Source organism: Bacillus sp. 95MFCvi2.1 (assembly GCF_000374965.1).
GTDB lineage: Bacteria > Bacillota > Bacilli > Bacillales > Bacillaceae_G > Bacillus_A > Bacillus_A pseudomycoides.
This window is the reverse complement of sequence record NZ_KB895697.1, coordinates 132,492-157,142: the sequence shown is the minus strand read 5'-3', so window position 1 is coordinate 157,142 and position 24,651 is coordinate 132,492. Positions and strand designations below refer to the sequence as shown.

General features: G+C 33.6%; 22 protein-coding genes and 3 pseudogenes. 18 read left to right on the top strand and 7 right to left on the bottom strand.

The window, feature by feature from the left end:
• Positions 1–11: 11 nt before the first annotated feature.
• From C568_RS0113585 to C568_RS0113575, 3 genes are all read left to right on the top strand, one after another.
• Positions 12–383 (top strand): YxeA family protein, encoded by a 372-nt coding sequence (locus C568_RS0113585; protein ID WP_231398765.1) that lies wholly within the window; start codon positions 12–14, stop codon positions 381–383.
• A 196-nt stretch (positions 384–579) separates the two neighbouring features.
• Entirely contained in the window at positions 580–1,251 is a 672-nt protein-coding gene (locus C568_RS0113580; RefSeq protein ID WP_006096809.1) for a response regulator transcription factor, read from the top strand.
• The gene (locus tag C568_RS0113575; RefSeq protein ID WP_018781840.1) at positions 1,248–2,270 is read left to right on the top strand and encodes a sensor histidine kinase; all 1,023 of its coding nucleotides are present in this window, start codon (positions 1,248–1,250) and stop codon (positions 2,268–2,270) included. The genes C568_RS0113580 and C568_RS0113575 overlap by 4 nt, the downstream gene beginning before the upstream one ends.
• Before the next feature lie 403 nt (positions 2,271–2,673).
• Here the strand turns inward: C568_RS0113575 and C568_RS32945 are convergent, their stop codons facing one another.
• Entirely contained in the window at positions 2,674–2,838 is a 165-nt protein-coding gene (locus C568_RS32945; protein ID WP_018781838.1) for a DUF2197 domain-containing protein, read from the bottom strand.
• Positions 2,839–2,866: 28 nt separating this feature from the next.
• Positions 2,867–3,496, bottom strand: a complete 630-nt coding sequence (locus tag C568_RS0113560; protein ID WP_018781837.1) for a TetR/AcrR family transcriptional regulator — start codon at positions 3,494–3,496, stop codon at positions 2,867–2,869.
• 624 nt (positions 3,497–4,120) lie between these two features.
• Here C568_RS0113560 and C568_RS0113555 point away from each other — a divergent pair.
• The 5 genes and pseudogenes from C568_RS0113555 to C568_RS35415 all read left to right on the top strand — a co-directional run.
• Complete coding sequence (locus C568_RS0113555) at positions 4,121–4,633, top strand: nucleoside deaminase (RefSeq protein WP_018781836.1); 513 nt, start codon at positions 4,121–4,123, stop codon at positions 4,631–4,633.
• Complete coding sequence (locus C568_RS0113550) at positions 4,630–5,088, top strand: NUDIX hydrolase (protein ID WP_018781835.1); 459 nt, start codon at positions 4,630–4,632, stop codon at positions 5,086–5,088. The genes C568_RS0113555 and C568_RS0113550 overlap by 4 nt, the downstream gene beginning before the upstream one ends.
• Before the next feature lie 109 nt (positions 5,089–5,197).
• Positions 5,198–6,007 (top strand): DUF3952 domain-containing protein, encoded by an 810-nt coding sequence (locus C568_RS35420; RefSeq protein ID WP_018781834.1) that lies wholly within the window; start codon positions 5,198–5,200, stop codon positions 6,005–6,007.
• Between the two features lie 2 nt (positions 6,008–6,009).
• Positions 6,010–6,228: a hypothetical protein gene (locus C568_RS0113535; protein ID WP_018781833.1), complete on the top strand. Its 219-nt coding sequence runs from the start codon at positions 6,010–6,012 to the stop codon at positions 6,226–6,228.
• Between the two features lie 179 nt (positions 6,229–6,407).
• Positions 6,408–6,569: pseudogene (locus C568_RS35415) on the top strand (multidrug effflux MFS transporter); the annotation flags it as partial.
• Positions 6,570–6,636: 67 nt separating this feature from the next.
• Here C568_RS35415 and C568_RS0113530 read toward each other — a convergent pair.
• Positions 6,637–7,035 (bottom strand): DUF2871 family protein, encoded by a 399-nt coding sequence (locus C568_RS0113530; protein ID WP_018781832.1) that lies wholly within the window; start codon positions 7,033–7,035, stop codon positions 6,637–6,639.
• A gap of 207 nt (positions 7,036–7,242) precedes the next feature.
• On the opposite strand from C568_RS0113530, the pseudogene C568_RS36435 reads away from it, so the two are divergent.
• Positions 7,243–7,564 (top strand): annotated as a pseudogene (locus C568_RS36435) (hypothetical protein).
• Positions 7,565–7,847: 283 nt separating this feature from the next.
• Here the strand turns inward: C568_RS36435 and C568_RS0113520 are convergent.
• Together C568_RS0113520 and C568_RS0113515 are read right to left on the bottom strand one after the other, a co-directional pair.
• Complete coding sequence (locus C568_RS0113520; protein ID WP_018781831.1) at positions 7,848–9,080, bottom strand: cytochrome P450 family protein; 1,233 nt, start codon at positions 9,078–9,080, stop codon at positions 7,848–7,850.
• Between the two features lie 598 nt (positions 9,081–9,678).
• Positions 9,679–9,891 (bottom strand): hypothetical protein, encoded by a 213-nt coding sequence (locus tag C568_RS0113515; RefSeq protein ID WP_018781830.1) that lies wholly within the window; start codon positions 9,889–9,891, stop codon positions 9,679–9,681.
• Between the two features lie 1,035 nt (positions 9,892–10,926).
• Between C568_RS0113515 and C568_RS0113505 the strand changes: the two genes are divergently transcribed.
• The 6 genes from C568_RS0113505 to aiiA all read left to right on the top strand — a co-directional run bounded on the left by C568_RS0113505 (position 10,927) and on the right by aiiA (position 17,046).
• Positions 10,927–11,778, top strand: coding sequence for an MBL fold metallo-hydrolase (locus C568_RS0113505; RefSeq protein ID WP_018781828.1), 852 nt, complete (start codon positions 10,927–10,929; stop codon positions 11,776–11,778).
• 804 nt (positions 11,779–12,582) lie between these two features.
• Positions 12,583–13,119: a hypothetical protein gene (locus tag C568_RS0113500; RefSeq protein WP_018781827.1), complete on the top strand. Its 537-nt coding sequence runs from the start codon at positions 12,583–12,585 to the stop codon at positions 13,117–13,119.
• Between the two features lie 296 nt (positions 13,120–13,415).
• The gene (locus C568_RS0113495) at positions 13,416–14,345 is read left to right on the top strand and encodes an AAA family ATPase (RefSeq protein WP_003198815.1); all 930 of its coding nucleotides are present in this window, start codon (positions 13,416–13,418) and stop codon (positions 14,343–14,345) included.
• Positions 14,342–15,439, top strand: coding sequence for a DUF58 domain-containing protein (locus tag C568_RS0113490; protein WP_018781826.1), 1,098 nt, complete (start codon positions 14,342–14,344; stop codon positions 15,437–15,439). Before C568_RS0113495 ends, C568_RS0113490 begins: the two co-directional genes overlap by 4 nt.
• An 11-nt stretch (positions 15,440–15,450) precedes the next feature.
• A complete protein-coding gene (locus tag C568_RS0113485) occupies positions 15,451–16,203 on the top strand; it encodes a hypothetical protein (protein ID WP_018781825.1) in 753 nt (250 codons plus the stop codon).
• Between the two features lie 90 nt (positions 16,204–16,293).
• Positions 16,294–17,046: a quorum-quenching N-acyl homoserine lactonase AiiA gene (aiiA, locus tag C568_RS0113480; protein WP_018781824.1), complete on the top strand. Its 753-nt coding sequence runs from the start codon at positions 16,294–16,296 to the stop codon at positions 17,044–17,046.
• A 1,091-nt stretch (positions 17,047–18,137) separates the two neighbouring features.
• Here the strand turns inward: aiiA and C568_RS0113465 are convergent.
• Positions 18,138–18,599 carry a hypothetical protein gene (locus tag C568_RS0113465; protein ID WP_231398763.1) on the bottom strand — a complete coding sequence of 154 codons (462 nt, stop codon included), beginning with the start codon at positions 18,597–18,599 and terminating at the stop codon, positions 18,138–18,140.
• Between the two features lie 294 nt (positions 18,600–18,893).
• Between C568_RS0113465 and C568_RS0113460 the strand changes: the two genes are divergently transcribed.
• The 3 genes and pseudogenes from C568_RS0113460 to C568_RS32935 form a co-directional block, all read left to right on the top strand.
• Positions 18,894–19,616: an SDR family NAD(P)-dependent oxidoreductase gene (locus tag C568_RS0113460; protein WP_018781820.1), complete on the top strand. Its 723-nt coding sequence runs from the start codon at positions 18,894–18,896 to the stop codon at positions 19,614–19,616.
• A gap of 547 nt (positions 19,617–20,163) precedes the next feature.
• A complete protein-coding gene (locus C568_RS0113455; RefSeq protein WP_018781819.1) occupies positions 20,164–21,078 on the top strand; it encodes a CPBP family intramembrane glutamic endopeptidase in 915 nt (304 codons plus the stop codon).
• Between the two features lie 130 nt (positions 21,079–21,208).
• Positions 21,209–21,364, top strand: a pseudogene (locus tag C568_RS32935) (IS66 family transposase); the annotation flags it as partial.
• Between the two features lie 62 nt (positions 21,365–21,426).
• Here C568_RS32935 and C568_RS0113450 read toward each other — a convergent pair.
• Positions 21,427–24,210 carry a dynamin family protein gene (locus tag C568_RS0113450; RefSeq protein WP_018781818.1) on the bottom strand — a complete coding sequence of 928 codons (2,784 nt, stop codon included), beginning with the start codon at positions 24,208–24,210 and terminating at the stop codon, positions 21,427–21,429.
• Between the last annotated feature and the right edge of the window lie 441 nt (positions 24,211–24,651).

The following is a 24,651-nucleotide window of genomic DNA, read 5'->3' as shown; positions in this document are numbered from 1 at the left end:
AGAAGTAAAAGGTGATTATTTTGAAAAAAACGCTAATTGTTTTAAGTATTTTAAGTGGACTATTATTCGCAGCAGTTGGAGGGTGGTACGGTTATAATAAACTGAAGTATGAAAAGTGTTACGTTAAAATAACAGAAAATAGTAAATCAGGAATTGTGAACCCTTCGACGGGATTCGTTGATTATAATCTAATGGCATATGATAAAAACGGAAATGAGGTTCCTGTGAAATTTTGGGCTAAAAAAAAGCTGAAAGTAAATGCATATCTTGCTGTTGATGTATTTAAACCCTTGAATAAGGATTCAAATGATATAAACTCATATAAAGAGGTAACAGCGGAACAATTACCTGAAAAAGTGAAAGAAAAGTTAAATGTTAAATAATAAATAAGTATTCATGTAAAGAGGTATTTACTGAAAAGTAGGTACCTCTTTGACATAATCAAGAATTTAACAGGTGAAAATTCCTGATAAAACTAAATATGTACTTTCATATTTAGTAGTTAAATATAGCTGTATATTTATATAAAATATAAGGGATAATATAATGGAAGGTGAAATAGATCGAAGGGGGAATTTTATGAAGAAAATTATGATTATTGAAGATGATGCAGTGATCAGAGAAGAATTGCAAAACTTTTTACAAAGATATGGATACGATGTAAAAGCTCCTATAGATTATAATAATATCATGCAGTATGTTGAAAACGAAAATGCAGACCTTATATTGCTAGACATAAATCTTCCTGTGTTCGATGGATATTATATATGTAGAGAAATACGTAAAAATTCAGATGTTCCAATTATAATAGTTACAAGTAGGGATAATGAAGTAGATGAATTAATGAGTATGAACTTAGGTGCAGATGATTTTATTACAAAGCCCTATAATACAGAAATATTATTAGCAAGGATAACAAATATCTTGAAAAGAACATATGGAAGCTCGAAGGCGAGTAATATGTTAAGTTACATGGATTTCCATTTAAATCTTTCCAATGCAAGCGTTATGTATAAAAACCAAGCGATAGAGTTAACGAAAAATGAAGTGAAAATCCTTTCCTATTTAATAAACAATAAGGGAAATATCGTAAAAAGGGAGTTCCTTATGGAACACTTGTGGAAATCAGATTATTTTGTAGATGACAGTACTTTAACTGTGAATATTACTAGATTACGAAAAAAGCTTGAGGAGATTGGCATCGAAAATCCAATCGAAACAAGAAGGGGATTGGGGTATATCATGCCATGAGTATAGGTGAATTTATTAAAGACAAAGTGGTAGTAATTATATCTAATCTGCTGCTATTTCTTATATTATTAGCTGTGATGGTTATGATGGATTTTCATGCCCTTCTCATATTCTTTGTGTTTTGTATTTGGTTTTTGCCCTTATTTTCGTATATGGCTTTAGAGTGTATACAGGCTAAAGTATATTATGATGAAGTTGACAGCATATTAGAAAGTTTAGATAAGAAATACCTACTTCCAGAAGTAATAAAGGAAGCTCATTTTATCCATGGGGAAAAACTAAACCATATACTGAAGCCGGTAAGTAGAGATATGCATGAGAATGTGAAATACTACAAAGATATGCAGGCAGACTATAGGGAGTATATAGAAACATGGGTACATGAGATTAAAACCCCAATTGCTTCTACAAAGCTAATTATTGAAAATAATCAAAATGAATTAACGAATAAAATAGACCTCCAGATCGATAGGATTGAGGGGTTTGTAGAACAGGTGTTGTATTATTCCCGAAGTAACAATGTAAGCAAAGACTACATTATTAAACCCATTCATCTTAATGATGCAGTAAGGAATGTCGTGAAAAGAAATTATAGGGATTTCATTCATAAGAAAATCAAACTAGATATAAAAGATATCAATGAAATTGTATATAGTGATGGAAAATGGCTCGAGTTTATGCTCAATCAGATAATAGGGAACGCTGTAAAATATGCAAACAGTGAAACGCCCATGATCAGCATATATTCAGTTAAGAAAGGCAACTCAGTCATGTTAACTATAGAAGATAATGGAGTAGGGATCGTAGATAAAGATATAAATAGAGTGTTTGAAAAAGGATTTACAGGTGAAAATGGTAGAAGATTTAGTAAAAGTACAGGTATGGGCTTGTATCTATGTGAAAAGCTTTGTTCCAAGCTAGGCATAAAAATTACGATTGACTCTAAGGTGAATATAGGAACTAAAGTTACATTTATAATTCCTTTGTCAGATATGATAAACTATGTAGATTATTTATGAATCTTTAAAAAGGAAGGTCTTCCAAATTGAAGAGCCTTCTTTTTTTGTGCACGGATAATGTCCGCTAATACTTATTGAGTGATTTGGTTCCATTGCTACACAGACCCCCAAAATAGACTTAATAAAAACGTTGCGTATATTATGTTGCAAATTAATTTCCGATAATCCTACGATATTTGTAGCAAAATAGAAAAAAGATTATTGCAACACTATTAACCCATTTCTGTACAGCGAAAATCCTTATTTAGTGAGAAACATAAAGACACCATTTTGAAAAACGATTAATTAAAATAGTGTCTTTTCTTCTTGGATGAACCTTCCGTTTTATAAAAAAGTTTAACCATTTTAGAATAGTTTATGTTGGACATTATCTACTAGCAAAAGTGAGTAGTAGATAGTACCACTATCTAAAAAAATGTTTTATTGCTTCAAGTTTTATTTTATGACCGCATTCGTCACAGCAATATTTCCTTTTCGGATTTTTCTTAAATTGCTTATATTTTTCAGTTCCTTCATATACCCGAAATACTTTTTTACAACAAAAACAAATAACCTCATAAAATATCATGTACTTCCTCCCTTATTAGGGTGATATGTTACTTTTGAGTTGCCCACTCAAAGATTGTGATAAGTTCTTCAGTGTAATCTTTAACGTTAAGATCGGGATTTCTCATTAGCTCTAGGCTAAATCCGTCTATGGCATGCCTGATTGTTAACGTCATCACCCTTAAAGACGTTTCAGAAAAATCTCGAAACACTCCTTCTTGTATCCCTAAACGTAGAATATTTTCAATGGGAAGAAAAATGGTTTCATCATAGTCTGCTGCAAACCGAAGTTTCCCTTCATCTGTTCTTTCATTTGAAACAACTTCTATAACAGCGAATACATGCTTACGATGTTCATCAATAAATTTCAGATTAGATTTAATATACGTTTGGAGTATTCCTTTTGGGGGCGTTTGAGCTTCAATTTGCGAACAAATAAAGGACTGGCAAGCTATATAATAATCAGTTATAACTTGCTCCAGAAGTTTCTCTTTGTTTGTAAAGTGATAAGAAATAACCCCTTTACTTATTTTTGCGCGTTTAGCGATTTGTCCTAAAGAGGCTTGTGCATAACCCACTTCAGCAAGTGTATCAATCGTACATTCCACAATCTGAGTTCTACGGGCTTTTTCAATAAATGACATTTCTTTTTGGTTGTTTGTTTTATTTTTTATACTCATGGTTATGTTTTAGCACGACCGTTCAAAAAAATACAATAAAAACCATTTTATGATTCGTCTTTTTTACAAACAGTTTAACTTTTTATAAACAGTACAACTTTATTTCAACTCAACATTATATTAATATCACTTAAGAACTACGGATGATACAAATTATGTGAACGAAAAGTCGCTTCAAAGATTTGAAGCGACTTTTTCTAGGTTTCTAGATAGATTAACTACTGACAAGTGGTGTTACGTAAACTAATAACAAAGTTAGTGTTATGAGATTCCTTTTTTCACACTGCTCTTACTGTCCAGCGACACAAATCTCCCTACTCTTACGACACAAAAATACCAACTCCCATTTCAGGACACAAAGTTCCCAACTTACGATACAAAAGTACCAACTCTTTTTGTGGACAGATAAAGACTCGCGTGAATGAATTTCTACTTGTAGTCTTTATCTTTTTAATTAATTCTAAGATTTTATTTATATGATTGAAAATCTAATTTATTTATAAATAAATTAGATTTTTTCATTCTTACTTCAAATAATTACATTTAATGTTAATTTCGTGTGTTGTTCATCATATTTTTATTACTTTTCTTTGATAGAATTGAATTTAAAAGGGGGAATTTGTTTTGGTGAGAGAAATGGATCGTTTGTTTTTAGAAATGGCTTTAGAAGAAGCGAAAAAAGCAATGAAAGAGAACACATATCCAGTAGGTGCTATTATTGTTGGGCGAAACAATGGAATATTAGGTAAGGGACGAAACAGGGTACATACTCAGGATGATGCTTCCGCTCATGCTGAAATTGATGCTATCAGAACAGCAGGAAAGAAGCTCATACTTGCTAAAGAAAACAGACTACCTATTACATTATATACAACACTAGAACCATGCCCGATGTGTACCGGAGCTATACTTTTTTCTCATTTTACAAGAGTAGTATGGATTTTAAATGATGACAAGGGATTTGGTGGGTATCTCAAGATTAATAGTACTCGTGTTTTTGAAAAACGCTTTAACAATATTGAGCACATTAGTGAACCATTTGAAGATTTAGCCGTTAAGCAAAGAGAATTAATGTTGGAATGGGCTAAAAATCCAAATAACATTCATAATAAGATTCTAGGGGGTACAGTAGAATGATTAGGCAAGCTGTAGGTGCAATCGTATTCCAACATAATGAGTTCTTATTGGTACATAAGGTGAAAATTAGCGATATAGCAGAAGAACATACTATGTCAAAGGGTGAATGGGACTTTCCAAAAGGAGGAGTAAAACATTCAGATGATGACTTAACAAGTGCTATTTTGAGAGAACTTGGAGAGGAAACTGGTTCCAAAGAGTTTAGGGTTATTAAACAATTCAAAGACAAGATTTGTTTTGTTTTCCCTAAAGAAGTCCAATCGAATGTCGGATATGAAAAACAAGAAACCACTATGTTTTATGTAGAATATATAGGTGACAGAACAGATTTACATCCAAAAGATAATGAAATAAGTCATGTGGAATTCTTTGAAACACCTAATTTATTGGGGGTTTTAAATCATGATGATACAAAGGGATTTTTTGAAAGGATACTTTTAAAGAATTTTCAATAATCCTTAATTATTTGTGTCGCGCGTTCATCAAGTTGGAACTTTTATGTCGCAGGGTAAAAGGAAATATAACTAAACTTAAAATGCCAAGAGTAACGAACGAGGTGACTGTATGAAAAAAAGAGTAAAAATGGGTTTCATAAGTGTATTACTAGGAACATGTTTAACACTTACAGGATGCAAGGTTGCGTATAAGGATATTGCCAAAGCACTGGATGAAGGTGATATGAAGACTGTCATGGCTGCAAGTGATGATGGGTATGCTTATGTATCAGTGGGTGTTTATAGAATTCTAGAGTATCCGAAGGTGGAAGAGGAAAGGGATGAAGCAAGAATAGATCAAGTCACGGAAGGAACTTTTTCGATAAGAGATCATTCGTTTTATGGTGTAACTTCGCAGTCTAAGAGTACGTACACAATACATTACTCTGGAGAACATATAAGGGGTACAACGGATAAAAAAGAAGAAGATGTGTATACAACAAACATAAGTTATTCCAATAAGAATATTCAGTTTTCTACACCTAATGTAGATGTATCTTTAGTTACTTTCTTTTTTACAGATTTAAAAGGGCTTGCGAAAGTTACACCTGAAGATACAAGAAGAGGACTGGATGAGCCTGTACTGGTTAGGTTTAAGTTTAATAAACAACAATTTGATAAAATTGTAAAACCGAAACTACACTTGGATTATGATGAATTTATATCAGCAGAACTAGAAATGAAGCTAAATTCACCTAATGAGCCTAATAGAATTGTGGATATGGATTTGGATATCAATTATAAAAAGAAAGTTCAGGATCAGTTGTTATCATATCGAGAAAATTACACTGTAAGCTTTTCACCTAAACAATATAATGATAAAGATGGAAAAAAGGAGTATTTAGACTCTAAAAATAAATTTAATGAGGGGAGAGAGTAGGAATGACTAAAATCCGTTCTGATGTAGGGAAACTGGAGTTAGCCAGCGAGGGTGTTTATGATCATAAAAAGAAGGATGTTACTAAGATTAGTACAGAAGAAAGACAGTTAAAATTAGCGGGTACAGGAATTTATGCCTATGATGAGGGGGGGGGCAAAAAAGCAATTTTATCAATCTATGTATTGAGACGGAATATGTTGTTCTTTAACTTTGTAATATAGGAAAATGAAACATATAATATATGTTAATCTTTGTAAAGAGAAGTAATGAAAAATAAATGTTAATTCATACCCTCCTATAGGTATTAACATGAAGCAATTGAGGTGTTCTTTTTGATGTATTATGACCGTATTTCTATCATGGCCCCTCCAGTTCCGTAGCGAAAGAAAGCTCTAAATATCTAAGATTTTATATCATCATTACCGTTACGATTTGGGGAATGAGTCAATTGCATACAGGTTCTTTGCTTGTTATGCCTCTATATTTTCTTATCCTTGTAATTGTGATGACGATAGTAAGTCGAATGTTTATTTATAATGCTAAGGTTATAGAATCTGTTTAATGTAGAAAAAAGAGTCTCATAAGTAATATGAGATTCTTTTTTGTTTTTGCTGAAGCTTTATTACACACTACATTTTATATGATTTTTTTAATAGCATCATAAACCAAATAAGGGTAAGGCCGATGAGAGAATGGGAGAGTCCGATTATATAGGTTAATCCTTTGAAATCAGCTCCATTTAGCTGAAGAAGTCCACGAGTTGCCAGTGAAGAAAGTGTTAAAATTAATCCAATATTATGGACGATGAACCACATATTAAAACCCTTCACTTTATGAAATGCAAATGATTTTGCTAATGCTAGGGCAATTAGGAAAAATAAAAATCCAAGTACGAGCGTATGTGTGTGTAAAAGGTTCAGCAGAGTGGACCCTAGAATGCCCTTTGATTTTGCATATTCTCTAGCGAATACACCAGATAATAAACCGATAACTAAATATACGAACGATGCATAATATAATTTTTTCATTATATACCTCCTGATGCAAACTCTGTAATGTTGGTTTTTGATTCGTAAATTTCTATTGTATTTTCAAATCATGGTAGTTACATAACCAAGACTCCTAGTTTTCCAGGAGTCTTGGTATAACAGGTTTAAAATCATTTTATCATAATTATAGGGTATTCGATTATATAAAATAATCGAACTTTATGTGAACAAAGAGAGATTGTCAGAATCGTATTTAAAGGTGATGAATCCGAACTATTAGAGCAATTCGAAAGTGAACCAGAAGACTTTTTGATTGAAGGTGCAGGCGTGTATCTGGATCATAAAATGGATCACTTAGGATTTAAATTAATAATGATTATGTCAATTTATGAAAATACAGTTGAATTAAGTCTTTCTTATAATGAAGGATACGTGTTTGATGTTAATATGGAGTTTGTGGAACGAGTCTTTTCTCTTTCGTACACTCTATATTCAGTGTGTGAAAGAGAAAAGGGCTATTGATGTAAGATTTAAACAACATTTTACAATCAATATCAGAGAATATTAAAAAGCAATATACACTGTAAACTAGGAAGGTACTCTATAAATGACAGAGAAGGAATTTCCTTATTGTACTTTAACGTAATAGGGGAAAGTCTTGGACTCTTTAGGAGGTATAATTCAGTTTTTTTAATCTTCTGGTTTTGGTAACTTTAACATTTTTCCGAAATTCATCACCCATTTCTAAACGTGAAGGCGTGATAGCCCAATGAAAGTAGGTGATGAAATTTTGTTAGGCGAAGCCGAAGCCTATTTTTTAAGTGATTTCGGTCATTATGGGCAGAAAAGGGTTAGAAAACTACTGGTAGAGTTGCAAGAGAACGGAATTTACTATAATTATAAACCAGTTGTTCGGGTTTAGTTGCTAGGCGCAGATTAGGTAGACGTTGCAGCAATGTGCCAAATGCAATCTGTCCTTCCAAGCGTGCCAATGGAGCACCCAAACAGCGATGGATACCATTGCCGAAAGCTAGATGATCATTTTCCTCACGTGTAATATCTAATGCTTCGGGATTAGAGAATTTTTGCGGATCAATGTTGGCAGCTGCTAGGGAAAACAGTACCATTTCGCCTTTGTGGATTATTTTTCCATGTATTGTGATATCTTCACCTGCAAAGCGGTTACCAATCATGATCGGGCCAGCATAGCGCAACAGCTCGTCGACAGCAGAGGAAAGCATGGAAGGATTGTCCCGTAGCAGATCCATTTGTTCGGGATGTTGCAGTAACGCCAGTACGCCATTACCGATGAGATTAACTGTTGTCTCATGTCCAGCAATAATGAGAAGCCAAATCGTCGAAAGAAGCTCGTTCTTACTCAACTTGTCTTCTTTCTCTTGTGCTTGGACCAGAGCGCTCATCAGATCATCGCTAGGATTTACGCGCTTTTCCGCCAGTAATGTTTCGATGTAATGAATAAACTTTTCGAGTGTTGCAGTAACTGCAGCCCCCTGACGAGGATCCATAGCAGCGGTCATGAGCTTATGTGTCCAGTCACGAAATTGGTTTCGATCAGTAACGGGGATTCCAAGCATCTCTGAAATAACAATAATGGGCAGAGGGTAGGCAAAATCTGCAATAATATCCATTTTTCCTTTTTCCTTCACAGCATCCAACAATTCGTCGGCAATCTGCTGAATACGGGGATGAAGATTCTCGATTATACGCGGAGTAAAGGCTTTAGAGACCAACCGGCGTAAGCGGGTATGATCAGGCGGATCGACCGTAAGCATATTCGGCATATTCATCATCCATTCAAACAGCTTGCTCACAGATGTATTTTCCTCAATGAATTCCTGTTTATCTTGGGGTGGTTCGAATTTTCGTAAATCTTTGAGAAAACGCGGATCTTTCAATATGGTAACAACATCGTCATAGCGTAATGCGATCCATGCTCCTCCCATACCGTAAAAGTCATCCAGACGAAAGAGGGGCTCTTGTTGTTCGAAGAAAGGTTTATAGTACACAATGGGATCGCGCATAGTTTCCGGTGAGTTTAAATCGCCAAGAGTAATTTTTTTCATTCGTTTGCTCCTTTCATTATAACTGGTGAGTGAAATGGCTTATACATCCTCTTTACTGGACAATTCCAAAATGGATCATGCTACAAAGAACATTCATCCGATCGAACAAGTTTTGAGCATACTCGTCATCAATAGTGTCCTTCTCTACAAACTTCTTTTCGAAATGTGCCAATCTAAACTGGAGTAGCTCACAATTCTTTTACAGTCAACTCCTTCTTGAAGTAGATTTTTTTAAATAACTATTTGGGTACCTGATTATTAGAAGTAATCACATGACGATATTTCTCTTCAGGAGGAAAGACAGGAATTTCTTCTTTTTTACTCAATCTTAAATGGATTGTTCCACATCACCATCAAGCTAGCAAACACAAATTGGACAGTTCCTTCAACTGATGAAACAGAAGGGAATTTAAATGTTGCGAAATGATTGATATGCCTAAAGGATGCAATTCCTATACATGAATGTATTTTGCAAGAAATATATCTGAAATGTAGGTTGTATGTAAAATAGGATGGGAACTTCTTACCTAAAGTTAGTTAAAGAAAGGCTGGTAAAAGACCAGCCTTTCTTATATACGCATTTAAACAATTTTGTTTATTAACAACATTTCTCTTTCATTGCTTTCATCATAGACATAGTAGAATTCATCATTACATCACATTCTTGCATTTTATTCATCATAGCTTTATCCATTTCTACATCCATTTGCATCATATTGTTCATCATCATTTTCATACATTTCATTTCACACATCATCTTTTCCATAGATATCATCATGTTTGTTGTTCCTGCCATCATTGTTTTTTCCATTTTAACATCCTCCTGAAATTTTTATATCTTGCAAATATAGGAATTCGTTTTTATTTTACAAATACCTTCAGATGTTAGTGGTGGTAAATATTTAGAAAAAATTTTCTTAAAAAGAAGAAAATGAATTTTTAAGAGATAATGTTTAAATTAGAGATAAACGAATTGAGGAAATTGAGAAGAAATTACATGAATTAAAAAGGGCAGCTAGCAATAGCTAACTGCTCATCTCTGAGGGGGAGGAGAAAGATTATTGTATCTACATTATTGTCGGAATATTGAGGTTTATTGAAAGCTGTATCGTTACTTATTAAACAGAACATATTTTTTATGAGATAATTAGAATGAGAATAGTGGCATTTAAAGGGTTAAACAATAATTTCTTTATAGAAGAAGACAACGAGAAGAAAACGAAAAAAGAAAATAAATCGGTAATATCATTTGTATGTTCATTTAATTATGATATTCCATTTCCGGTAATTGGTAATAATGTGACTCTTCATCTATGTAACAGCTTGTATAAAAATATCATATAGGGTAAATTGAAAAACAGGTATATTGACGTTTTTCAAGTTATACATCGTGCCGATGTGTAACAAACGACTGCAAGGAATTAATTCTCGATGAATTCGTTTTTTATAGTAAAACAAGAAATTTTAATATCTTTTTGAATTTCTAGTGAGGGGAACTTTTTTAGTTGATATAGATGCAGAATAAAAATGGAGGAAGGAGATTATATGTTGATAAAAAACGTATAAAGGATATGCAAAATAAAGACTATATTTTGCTAACATAAAATCAAAGTATCACAAAACCTTTCAAAGTTCCTTCAGAAGTACAGAGGGAGCTTTCCATTCACATAATCAGCGTTCTAGGAATAAAACAAATTCTCTAAAAAGTCTTTCTATCTACCTCTGTATGTAAAATTATATTTGTTCTTTAAGTGAAGAGCTTGTTCGTAATTAAGACATTATAGAGAATGCAACTATTTTATCTATAAAAAGGCATAATAAAAAAATCAGCAAGGGGAACAAAAAATTGCAGAAACTAAAGAGAATATCTAATCGAGTTTTATACTTACCACCGTATCAAGAAACAGATCGTCCTATTCTAGCTGCTGTTAAAGGAGAAGAAAAGACACTATTAATTGATGCTGGAAATTCTTCGAAACATGCTAGATTATTTTTGGAACAATTAGATACATATGATATTAAAGAAGAATGGCTTATACTTACACATTCCGACTGGGATCATATATTTGGAATGCATGAGATGCAAATGCCAATTATTTCTCATTATAAAACTTATAACAAAATTAAACAGTTACAGAATTTATCGTGGGAAGATAAATATTTAGACCAACGTGTTAAAGAGGGTCTAGAAATTCCATTTTGTGCGGATGCAATAAAGAAAGAGCTAGGAAATCAGAGGGAGATTATCCTCCCATTACCTGATATTACATTCGATAAGAAAATGACTTTGAATCTAGGTGGGGTGACGTGTGCAATTGAACATGTAGGTGGAGATCACGCTGATGATTCTACTGTCATTTATATTCAGGAAGAAAAAGTTCTTTTTCTAGGAGATTGTATGTATGCAAATCTCTACTCAAAGAAGTGGAGTTATACGATAGAGAATACGCTCCAGTTAATTGAACAAATTGAGAAATACGATGCGGAAATTTTTGTTTTATCCCATCATGAAGCTCCATTAACTAAAGAAGAGTTTCAATTAGAACTTAAATTCTTAAAAACTACAGCATTGCTTACAAAAAAGTATGAAGGAAGCTCAGAGGCAATAGTTAAAGAAATGTCTAAGTCTTTACAGAGAAGTTTAACTGAAGATGAAATTGAGACCATCACTTTTTTTGTTAATGGATTTTCGGAATAACAAAGTTAATAATGTTTCAAGAGGGGAACTATAGATTAGTACCTATTTTTATATTGCTGTATTAAATTGGGATTTAAGGTGAATCGAAATGTTATAAAGTAAAATATGTTTACCATCATACGTAAATTTAAAGTTATCAGGCTTAAGTGTGAAAAGAAGTAAGTACTATGCTGCTAGGGGATGCATATCAGTGTTATGAACGCTGGTATTGCAGCCCTTTTTTGTTCTGCTAAATTATAGATAAGTGTTCTCTGTCCTAGCCGTTGTTTTTACCGCTCATCCCGGGATGAAGTACAGAATACTGAGGTCAATACGTTTATAATTACGTTTAAATAAACAAGGCTTGCCCTAAGGTTTATTCTTATTTTTTTGCTTCTGTTCGCCTTCTTCGATTTACAAAGCCTTTGGAGGAATTTCCGGTCTTATCTATTCAAGATGCTTGGCATTACAAATATGTAGAAGGATGCGAAGTTAGAGGGGATAATGGAATAAATCTGTAAAATTAAACCGCCTATAATGGGCGGTCAATTTTTTATGTATTAATCAATTTCATGGGAAGCTTCTAAAGGAGGGAAACCTAGATAAGAAGCTTACTATGTGAATTTGAAATAAAGTCATACCGTTTATAAAAAAGTATCGCAAACCATTTAAAAGCCCCTTTAGAAGTACTTAAGGGAATTTTCATTGACATAATCAGCGTTCTAGGAATAAAAACAAATTTCCTAAAAAGTCTTCCTTTTTATCTATCTTTTAAAGTAAAATTATTCCTGTATTTTAATTTTTTGGATAGAGAAAGGGAGTTCTATGAAATCTTTAATAAAAGTAACATGTACAGCATTTTTACTTACAAGCTTAATGGCAGCTTGTAGTGAACAAACTACAACAAAGCAAGAAGTAATTACTCAATCAAAGAAATCAGAAAAAGTGTCTGAAGAGAACAGAATGGAGAAGGATGCACTACGATATGGAGAAATTGCAAAAGGTGGATACTACAGAGCAACAGTTGAAAATGCAAAATATGAAAAAGTAGATGGAATAGGGCGCATTGTAGCTCGTGTTACGATCAATAACGCTCGGGCCGATGAAAAAGCAATTGATCTTTCAGAAATACAGTATTTTGTTAAAGATGAAAAGACGGGAAAAAAATATGAAGGTCAAGTTATGCCTATATACGAAGAGAAATTCAAAAGTGTGCCAGTTGGCTACTCTTTAACTTTTGACGTTTCATTTAAGACGGAAAATTCACCAAAAGATTTCAATAATATGTATGTATATATGGATAGTAAGCTTGATCCATTTGGAGATATCCATTGGAAGCTTGATAATCTAGTATCTAAATGAAAAGATGTCTAATTTAGGCATCTTTTCTTGTTTAGTGAGTTGTCTATACCATTTATTTTTTATTTGTATACTCTTATATGATAGCAAGTTATCGTGTTGTAAATAGATGTAGTATTTTTATAGCATTGAGAAGTTTTAGTCCTTTGCTTCTTTGGTTATATTCATGATACTCACTATTCACTCGGTAGAGTTCATGTTGCAGTGATTTTGAAGAAAACTCATATTTTCCAGTTTATAGAAAAAGATTATCGTGTTAAAATATCGGAAAAGTCAAAAAATAAAGGTGGGTAAGAAATATGTCTATATTAGAGAAAATTAAAGAAAATGTTTCGAAGGTCATTGTAGGCAAGGAAGAGGTAATCGATTTAGCGATGATTGCGCTAGTTGCAAATGGACATGTTTTATTAGAAGACGTGCCAGGAACAGGGAAAACAACATTAGCCAAAACTCTTGCGAAAAGTATTGATGGGGCTTTTCAGCGTATTCAATTTACATCGGATACGTTGCCAGGTGATGTAGTAGGATTAGAATACTTTGATATGAAAGAAAGTGATTTTAAAACGAGAAAGGGTCCTATTTTTGCAAATCTTGTTTTAGTAGATGAAATTAATCGGGCCGTTCCACGGACACAATCAGCGTTGTTAGAGGTAATGGAGGAGCGTACGGTAACAATCGCGGGAGTAACGCATGTATTACCAGATCCGTTTATTGTGTTAGCTACACAAAATCCGTTAGAATCGGCAGGAACATTTGCACTTCCAGATGCGCAGTTAGATCGTTTTCTATTAACGATTCGCCAAGGGTACCCAAATCGTAAATATGAAAAGGAAATGTTGAAACGGTTTAAAGAAAAAAATCCATTTAATGACTTACAAAGCGTTGTAACTCTTTCTGACATATTGGAGTTGCAAGAGCAATCGAAAAAGATTCATATGCACGATGAGGTGGAAGAATACTTACTTGATATTGTAGAAGCGACGCGAAAGCATGATTTAGTAGAAATTGGGGTAAGTCCGCGTGGGTCTTTAGCTTTTATGAGAGCGGCGCAGGCAAGGGCGTTATTAAAGGGGCGGGACTATGTAACCCCTGATGATTTGAAAGCTTTGGCAGCTCCGGTTTGTGCCCACCGGTTAACATTAACAATTGAAGGGGATATGAAAACAACAAAAGTAGATGTACTGCAAGGAATTTTAGAAAAACTTGCAGTGCCAGTGGAAAGCGTATGAATGAAATTATAAAAAGGAAACATCCGTTAATGGAACCTCTCTCTATAGGGGGAATCGGTGTTATTTGTCTTATACTCGTCGTATTTACCAATCAATTTTTCATTGTAGCTATCTTTTTATTTTATTTGCTGCTAGTTGGATTTTTGTATTTGTATATGAAGGCAGTCATGAAAGTGAAATGGGATATTTCCCAAAATCAACAGAGACTATTTATGAGCGAAAGCGGAGCGTGTACAGTGCAAATTATAAATGAAGCACGTTTTCCCATTTTTAAAGCAGCTCTTCAGTTTCGTTCTAATGAACAAATAGAGTGGGAAACGGATCAGAAGATGCAGCGTTCGCATCACTCTTATCACATTCCTCTCCAAATAGAAGGAAGAGATATGATAACAATTACGTTAGGGGGGAATGCAAATGAAAGAGGGAGGCAAGGATGGCAAGCTGCAGAACTTATGATATCAGATCCATTCGGCCTTATAACGTATTACTTGCCTATTGAACAAAAGACACTCCCTGAATTTCATATTCTTCCGCAAATGTCGAAAGTAACGATACCGGAAATGACAACATGGAAGCATGGATTTCGCAGAGCAGCTGTTTCTCCGTTATATGATGAAACGAAAATAGTAGGCGTGAAAGAATATGAGGGGGAATCGTTTCGCTCGATCCATTGGGGAGCGACTGCGAAAACTGGGGTAATAAGTGCAAAAAAGTATGAATATACACAAGGCGATCGTTATGCGCTATATGTAAATGTATTAGGGAAAACAGGATATACGCTTCGTACGGATATGGAATATTTAATTCAAGTCGCGGCGGGGGTATGCCGGGAGTTAATTTCACAAGACTGCTCGTTCGAATTATGGATAAATGGAGTACGGGAACAAGGTGTCATTCATTTAAAGGGGGGAAAACATCGAAAACAACTTTATAAAGCAGTGGATCTTTTATCCTCGTTAACCGAAAAGGATACGCCGCTGAATACACATTTCTTTTATCAAACAGGATTCCGAAGACAAGAAGCAGGGTGTATCCCATTAATTATTGGATATCCACCTGAAAAACAAAAAGGGTGGATACAAATTGTGAAGTAAAGGGAGGAACGGTGAATACATTGAAATGGGGATCACGTGTTATATTTTGTTTCCTAGCTATTGGTCTTTGCTTTATATTAGCGATTGGAATAACGAAAGGCGCTTTTTTCGCAAAGGAACAGGTAATAGATTCTTCTCAATCAAAGGTAGGAGAGGGTGGTGAACCGCTAACACCAAGAAAATGGAAATCCATAGGAGAAGGAACGCCGATGGAACCAGGGGAGGATTCAGGAGTATTATATGAAATTGAAGATCCATCAGATTTTAATAAAGATGGATATTATAAGAAAGGGGATTTCAAAGGAATTCCTCGAGATAGAAAGGTGCCAATTGGCGGCGAAGAGTTTCTAGGAGTTAGCACTGAAAATATATTTATACAAATTGGCATCCTTTTCTTAGTAATATTAATCGTATTTTTCATCTTTCGTCGTATGCGGAATAAGAAGCAGCAGATTCATAATATATCTTTGAAACAAAAAGAAATACGAAAAATTGGGACCGATGCAGAACCAGAGGATCAAGACAGCTTAATCCTTCCAGCAGAAGAAGTGCGAGCAATGCTAATCAAATGGGAACTAACTTTACCGAAATTTGAAAAGAGAAGGTTTCAAGAAACGGTTCAACAATGGTTTTCCCGTATTCGCAAAAGCGATGATATTATTCCAGTTTATGAGAAAGTAAGATATGGGGAAGGAACTGCTTCAAATGAAGAATTACAGATGATGCGGAGATGGATAAGTGAACATGTAAAGAAAAGTTTATAGTGAAAAAAGAGATAGAAGGAGAAAGTTTGCTATTAGCGGAAGTATTACTGTATTGTTTCATCCAAACTGATATGAGAAGGTGGATATAGAATGACCGTTAAAAAACTTTACTTTTTACCAGCTGGCCGCTGTATGTTGGATCATTCTTCTGTTAATAGTACGCTTACTCCTGGTAAACTGTTGAATTTGCCAGTATGGTGCTATCTTTTGGAAACGACAGAAGGTCCAATTTTAATAGATACAGGGATGCCAGAAAGCGCAGTAGATAATGAAGATCTTTTTAAGGGAACGTTTGTTGAAGGGCAGATTCTTCCGAAAATGAAACCGGATGATAGAATCGTAAATATTTTAAAACGAGTGGGTTATGCGCCAGAAGATCTTCTCTGTGTTATTAGCTCTCATTTGCATTTTGACCATGCTGGGGGGAATGGGAGCTTCAGCCATGCACCTATTATTGTGCAACGAACTGAACATGATGCAGCTTTACATAGAGCAGAATATTTAAAGGAATGCATATTACCAGATTTGAACTATCAAATGATTGAGGGAGATTATGAAGTAATGCCTGGTGTTCAGTTGCTCTATACACCAGGGCATTCCCCGGGTCATCAATCAATACTCGTTAAAACGGAAAAGTCAGGTTCTGTTTTATTAACAATTGATGCATCTTACACACAGGAAAACTTTGAGCAGGGTGTCCCGTTCGCAGGATTTGATTCAGAAATGGCCTCCCAATCTATTAACCGATTAAAAGAAATTGTTTTGGATGAAAAACCTATCGTTTTCTTTGGGCATGATATGGAACAAGAGAAAAGGTGTAAAACATTTCCTGAATTTTTATAATGTACTCATTTTATGGAAATAAAACATAATATAACTACACCTTTTTTCATACGGATTTATGGAGAGATGACTTTCTAATAAAATTTTAAAAGGTGGAAGGTATGAGGGAAATCATAATGCTGTTAAGTATAATGATATGTTTTTTGGCGTTAAGTGGGTGTGATCGCACATATTCATATGCTGGAGAAAGTAAGCATTAGAAAGGAAAATATGTTATCTCACAACCGGATGATAGCGAATTTGGAGAAGGTTCAATTACTTATAAAGGAAAAGATAGGGAAAACATCAATGAAGCAAAATGGAAAGTTGAGAATAGTAGTGGCCAACAAGAAGGAACGGGATTTATTGATAGAGGCATAATTCAATTGAAATCATCATGTTCAGGTTGTGCAGTACAGGATAAGGAAGAAGCATTTCTTGTCACAATTGAATGGGGTGGAAAGAAAGAGGCATTGGAAATGAAATACAAGTAAGTGTGATTATTGGGCTAAATGAAAATATATTGGTTGTGAACTACCCGCCACTTAAATTCTAACGAACTTTGAAGTGGGGGCTTCTCAGTTCTACGACGAAAGTAACCTTTCGTCTCCCTGAGCGTTACTTCGGGTTATTCCACCCCTAGATGTCCAACGCTTGGACGTTCTTTTTTACGGTTGATATTTTACGCAGGAACCGAACGGCTGGGTTTTCGTACTTTGTTTTCTTCCTGCAACCTTATATATCAAGTTATCAAAGAACTTCATGTGTCTAGTTTATCAAAAATCTTTTGGCTATGCCAAACCGAAATTTATCCCCCGCCTAGCGTTGGGCTATCGCCCTACACACGCTTGAGGAAGGAGAATTCTTTCGGATAGAGTGTTAAAAAATGAGCGGTGAAATAAAAGGCTTAGGATGGTGGATAGAATAAAAAAGAACCTTAAATTTGGGTAGATGAAAAAATTTAAGGTCCTTTTCTCTGTTAGCGAGGGTATTATTTTGTTTCTGCTTTAGGTTGGGTAAAAAAGAAGATAAAAATAATTAAAGGAAGAGCGAGCAGAAAGACCCCATTCTTAGATGGTTGAATAGTAGGAATATCGGTTAAAGCCATGTTATCATTCCTTTGTAAGTGTTTTTAATAAGCTTGGATTCACATGAAAATGTTTGGACACAACCTTTTGAAAGAAAGTATAATCTCGTTTTAAGTAAGGGAGAGTGGGTTCAAGTTTAGGAACACCGAAAATGGGTCCACTAACATTAATGGTAAATCTGCCAGGTGCAATAAAGCTACCCGTAACACCAATTTCATCATTGAGTAATAATACGGCGAGGATAACGTCTATTATATCAATAATCACATTCGTAGTTTGTTTTTCGAATTTACCTTCTAATCGACTTTCACCTGTTAATGGTCCTCCTAATGAAACGCGAAACCCCCCTGGTGTCACAAAAACTCCTATAATGGTGATTTGTCCCGTTAACAATAGTGCGACTGTCACAATATTGAGATCGCGTTGGATAGACCGTATGACTTGTATATCTTTTGTAATTTCGATATTTTTTTCCAATATTGTCACACCCTCTAGATACATATTATTCTGAGCCATGTTGAATGTGAGTAAGGATAAGGATGAAATATAGGAATTTATGTAGTAGTGGAATCAAATGTAACAATAAGTATTAGCGGATATCAATGATGAATTTTTTCCAATGTTTGCTAATGCTTGTTGGTTGATGTTTCTTGATTACTGTACAGATGGATCGGGCTTTAACAAATTGTTTTTGTAACGAATCAATAAACCACTCTAGTGGTTGCTTGTCTTTATAATAATTATAATTAAGAAGTATAGTTATTTCGAAGGGGTGGTAGGATGAGTAAGAACTTTATTATATTTGGAGCAAGCCAAGGATTGGGCGATGCATTTGTAAAAGGCTTACCCACCAAGGGAGATACAGTATGGGTGGTGTCACGCACACGACCAAGTAGTTTAGATATAAATGATGGTGTAAATCGTAAATGGCTCACAATTGATTTATCTAGTCAACAACAAATTCCTTCTTTAAAAGAAACGTTAAAAGACATTGCTATTGATGTATTAATTTATAATGTCGGAGTATGGGAAAAGTGTGGTTTTGAAGATGCCTATACGTTTGATAAGGATGAAGTTGAAGATATTTCGAACTTAATCAATATTAATTTAACTTCCACTATTACTTATATTCAGGCGCTTTTACCTAATTTAAGACAAGCGAAAAACGGAAAGATTATTTTAATTGGTTCCACAGCAGGGTTAGATCATACGAATAATGCGCAAGTTTCGTTTGTCACGTCTAAATTTGGCTTACGTGGTATTACGAATGCTTTACGTGAGCATGTGAGAAAAGACAAGATCTCTGTAACGTGTATTAATCCAGGAGAGCTTGCTGCTGAAGTACCTTATGAAGAAGGTGCAGAAAAGGCAATTATGTTGTATGGAGGGACACGTATTCCTGTGCAAGATATTGTAGCGATTGTTCAATGTGTTATGAATTTATCGCCAGTTTCATGTGTAAAGGAAATTAATATTCCTGCCATAACAGACTTAAATGCATGATTATATAGCATATGAATAGTTTTTTTGTATATTATAAAAATTAATCATTGGTACTAAATACAGCATGTATTTTGATCAATCTTTTTTGAAAATGGGAGCTGGTGCTTTTGTATCACCGGACAACAAAGTATGAAATCAATGTAATGTGACAGATATCTCATAAAAAGTGATTTAGACTATAGAAAAAGTATTAAACTATTAAAAAATAGTTGTAGACTCAAAGTGCTTTCTGTACATGAAAGCACTTTTTACTATCTTTTAATTGTTTCAGAATAGGCATATTTAGTCATGCCCATTTTTAAGGATAAATAGTGTTTTAAGAGTTTTTTAGTTTATTTGAATGAAAGTTCGTTTTGTTTTCGTTCTTAAGTTGATGGGCATGGGGCTTAGCCGAGATACGTGTGAAAATGGGTATCTTACAAAAATGCAATCTTTATGTAAGGTTATTAGATAGTTCATTTACTATCCTAATGTAATAATAAGAGTGTAAGAAGCAATCATAATTTTTTTAGAATGCAACTTCAAAAATATAGAGGAGGATTAACGTGTGAAAAATTTATGGCTACTTAAAAATAAAGCAGACAACAGAAATAATAAGTTTGTAGATAAAATACCTAGTTGGATATATCTTCTAATATGCAGTGTTGGTATCATGGTTCTCTTTTATGGAACGCAATTAATAGTGGGTACTTCACTTCAAACTATCTTTAATTTTATTCCAGAAACTAGTTCTACATATCGTTTTATAGGAGTCATTTGTACTTTTATTGGAATATGGATGCTGCTCCTAGTGTATGTTTACATATTTAAGAACCCGATTTCTAGTATAGGATTTACCAGAGATTGGTCATATAAGATTATTTCGAATATACTTAGTGGTCTAGCGATTGGTATGTTTATTAATTTTGCAGGTATCTATATTTACTCTCATATGTTTAATGTTCAAATCGGATTTACAGAACAAATCTCTAATTTTAATGTTTATCCATATGTTTTATTATGTTTTGTTACTTACCTTATCCAGGGCGGCGCAGAGGAACTTGTTTTTAGAGGGTTTTTAACGAAATGGCTCGTGAAAAAATATAATCTTTTACTTGTCTTTCTTTTCACTTCTATTCTATTTTCTCTCATGCATTCCTTGGGTGGATTTAATCCAGTATTTTTGACGTATGCTCTTTGTTTTGGATTTTTATTATTTTTAGTTGCTGTTGATAGTAATTGTATATATAAAAGCATGGTAATTCATGGGGTTTATAACGCATCCGAGACGCTGTTTAAATTTAACGGTGACAGTATGGAGAGAGAGCATTTATTCTATGCAAATGCTAACATGGAGGCTTATCAGGATAAGGCCTATCTTATCATCTCAGTAATAATACTTGTTTTCTGTGTATATTATTTAATAAAACTGCACAAAAAGAATCCAAAATGGTATTTCATGAGAAGCAACCAGGATTGTTAATTATAGTTTAGGAGACCCCATGATTATCAAGCTAATCTAACGATGTGATTCTAATCCGTAATTACACTTTTTTCTGTTTATACTTTTAGTTTACTAAAAGAACCTTAAATGAAGTTCGTATTTTTATAATTTTTTAACTGGTTTTCAAGGGTATTTACAAGTAGATGGATATAGTGGTTATCATCAAGTACTGGATGTCACCCTTGTGGGATGTTGGGGGCATGCCAGACGGAAGTTTGATGAAGCCTTAAAGGCTTTACCTGATTCACAGAAGGGGAAAAAAGTGAAGTAAACAAAAAAGCAACTCCAAAATCAACTTTTATTGTATATTTTGGAGTTGCTTTACGGTTACTCTATGCTTGTTTCTAAAGTTAAATCTGTATAGGAATTATCCTCACCTATATTTAAGATTACTTCACATTGACGTAATCTCAATTTAAAGAGCGTTATAGAATCATGATAAACTTCAGGATTTGATCTCATTTTATGCAGTGTATCTTGTTTTTCTTGTATTTCTAAATGAGTGTTTTCTATAGCTTGTTTCAACGCGCCAAATGGATTTTTAAAGAACATATTAATATCCCGCTCTAGTGCGTTTTCAAATAGCTCAAATTGCAAGAAAAATTTGTTTATAATAGAAGCCGTTACATCGGTATAATCTTCATTTTCTAAATACTGTTTGTATTTGTTATATAGCATAGCTTTATTTTTAGGAAGAACTCCAAATAATTTCCCGGCACTTTTCAATAAAAATTGTGCTGGTGTAAATCGGCGTAAGATATTTACTTCTTCCATTTGTATTCTAGTTGTCATTCTATCAGTATCTCTGCGCCAGTCATCAAGCACTTTAAAGTCACATTCTAACTGTATTCGATTTTCTCCACATAAAGAATTAAGTCCTTCACTGATTTCTTCTAAGTACGATTGACTTTGAAGGAACTCGTTATTAGAAATTGCAATCCAATTTTGCATAGAGCGAGCAAGATTAGGTAACACAGTTTGTTCTAGATATTTTTGAACTCTTTCGTTCATCGCTGCATTTAGTTCAATATCAATGTGCCCAAAATCGCTTTCTTCACTAATTAAATCAGAACAACTCTGCAATAGTTTCGGAATATGTTCTGTAAGATCATTAGTAATTTCGTTTTTCATTGTACGATATGATTGTGTAATGAAATGAATTTTTTCCTTCTCAAAAGCAGTAAGGTTATTAATAAAACCATTTAGTTTAACTAACATATCTTCATTCCAATTAATAGAATCCACTAGGTTGTTTTCCATCTCGACGCGTTTATCCAAAAGATATGTAATTGTTTTTCGGATGAAAAACAATAGCTTTTCAGTACGTTCTGCATCGATATTTTTATGGTTAAAGTTAAAATGAATAAACTCAGTTAAATCGTTTAGTTGTTGACTATTTGTATATAACGAAGAGTAAGGGAAAATTCTCGCATGCGGGAAATATGCGTTTATTCTCGCTTGCGTATCATGTATAACTCTTTTTGCTTCTGCTTCACTGTAAATGTTATCGATTTTATTTAATAAGAAATGAATTTGTAGATTTGGTGTATGTTCTTGAATACTTAATAGAATGTCACGTTCTTTGTCAGTAAAAGGTGAATCCGCATTCAATACGAATAATAATTCGTCTACAGAATTTAAATATTCGAATGTCTCATCTCTAGTGTCGTTGTTCCTATTAAAGCTAGGCGTAACAACGAATGTAAGTTTATTTTTACTTAAAAACCTGCATGGTAATTTAAATTCAACACATGCTCTATCTTTATATGTTTGGCGGTGTAGAGACATCATGTTATGGAAATCAGAGAAATTCTCAGTTGTTGTAATTGTTGAATCTGTTATAGCGTTAATTTCTGTATGAGCGTCATTTTTAAAGACAACTACATTTGAGATTGAGTTTTCTAATATATTTTCTCCTAGTATAGAGTTAATAAATGAAGCTTTTCCGTTTCCTGAAGTTCCAGTTACTAAAAGGCGATTTGTTTTTAAATCTGCAAGCTCGCCAACTAACCATCTAAATCGATGACCCATTTCTAAATCATGTTTTTGTGCCCACTGTGTAATAGATTCAAAAAGATGTAAACTATACTCTAAGCCATTCACATGATTAATAGAATATGACAGTAGGTTTTCCGCATGTTTTATATTTGCTGAATCTATTTTGGAAGGGAAAATCTCATCCCATGCCAATACTGCTGCAGATGGAAATACAGAATGAGACGGATTGGCTACCTTTAACCAATTTGTTAAAAGATTTGGAATGATATCGTGTAATTGTCTTAGCGTATATTGACCTTGAATTAATTCAAAGTACGTTTCTTCGTAAAGAGAAGAAATTTTGTCCCATATATCGGACGAATGTATTTCGATATGTAAGAAAAATTCATTTATTGTTTTAAGCCATAATAAGTAATTTTGTTCATTTTTATAGCTGTGCCAAAGTGATGAAACAATTTGCGTAAATTGTACTTGATCTACATTATTTAATGTAACTAATACTTTATAAAAATAGTCTGGTGAAATATTTTTAGTAAATCCTTTATCGATATATTCTTTTAGAACCTCAAACCATGGAAAAGATTCTGTTCGAATTAACTCATTTACAGCAAGCTCTACTGCACTGTCAAAATCTTGCTGTTCTTCATAAAAGGAACGTGCAATTGTTGTGACGTTTGGATAATCGGGATTTAAAGAAACCGCTTCTTTAATAACAGCGAAAGCTGAATCAAGATTATTTTGCTCGATGTAAAGAGACAGTAATTGCAATACAATTTCGGTCATAAGTATTTTGTTATCAGTAGTAATGGAGGTATAAACATTTTCAGCAACTGATAATTGGTTAAGTTCGAAGTAAGCATCCGCAATATTTTTTTGTGCCCATGGTGCTAATTCATTACTGACTTTCTCCCATTTAAAAATAGCTGTTTCAAAATCTTGATGGTGATAATAAAATTCACCTTGTGCAAAACGAATATAAGATCCATCGGAAATCTCATTTTTTTGTTCGTTTAAATAAGCTCCTCCAAGTACTTGAAGAGGTGGATGTGTTTCATTCTCCATTAGGAATGTTTCATAATATATCTTTTTTATTAATTGTTTTTCTAATCTCATTTTTTCCTCCACTATATCTTGGAAAATACATTTTTCTCCATTTGTCAATATTTTTTTGTATTTATGCTTTTTATTTTAACAAAGAATTTCTTTTGGAAAATTTCAATTTCCTTTCATTTTTTAAGTAAGATTGAATTTTAATGAGAAAAGTTTCAGTTTTTTTTCAATTTCCTTTCACTTGTGAAACAACATTAGATGTTCCTAATAACTCAATACGAATATACATTAAGTTGTAATATTCCATGTAGGGTTCTGTTGCAAAGTTTATTAAAGAATAATTGAATTGATAATTCAATAGGTCTTGAATAGAAGAAAATCTATTTTGAAGAGTATTAGGGGTTTTAAATTTGATGTGTAGGTTTTCAGAGGAAATAAAAAAGGTTAGCCGTTATTTGCGACTTAACCCTTTCTCAACAAGTTGGCGAATTGCTTCATTTCGAT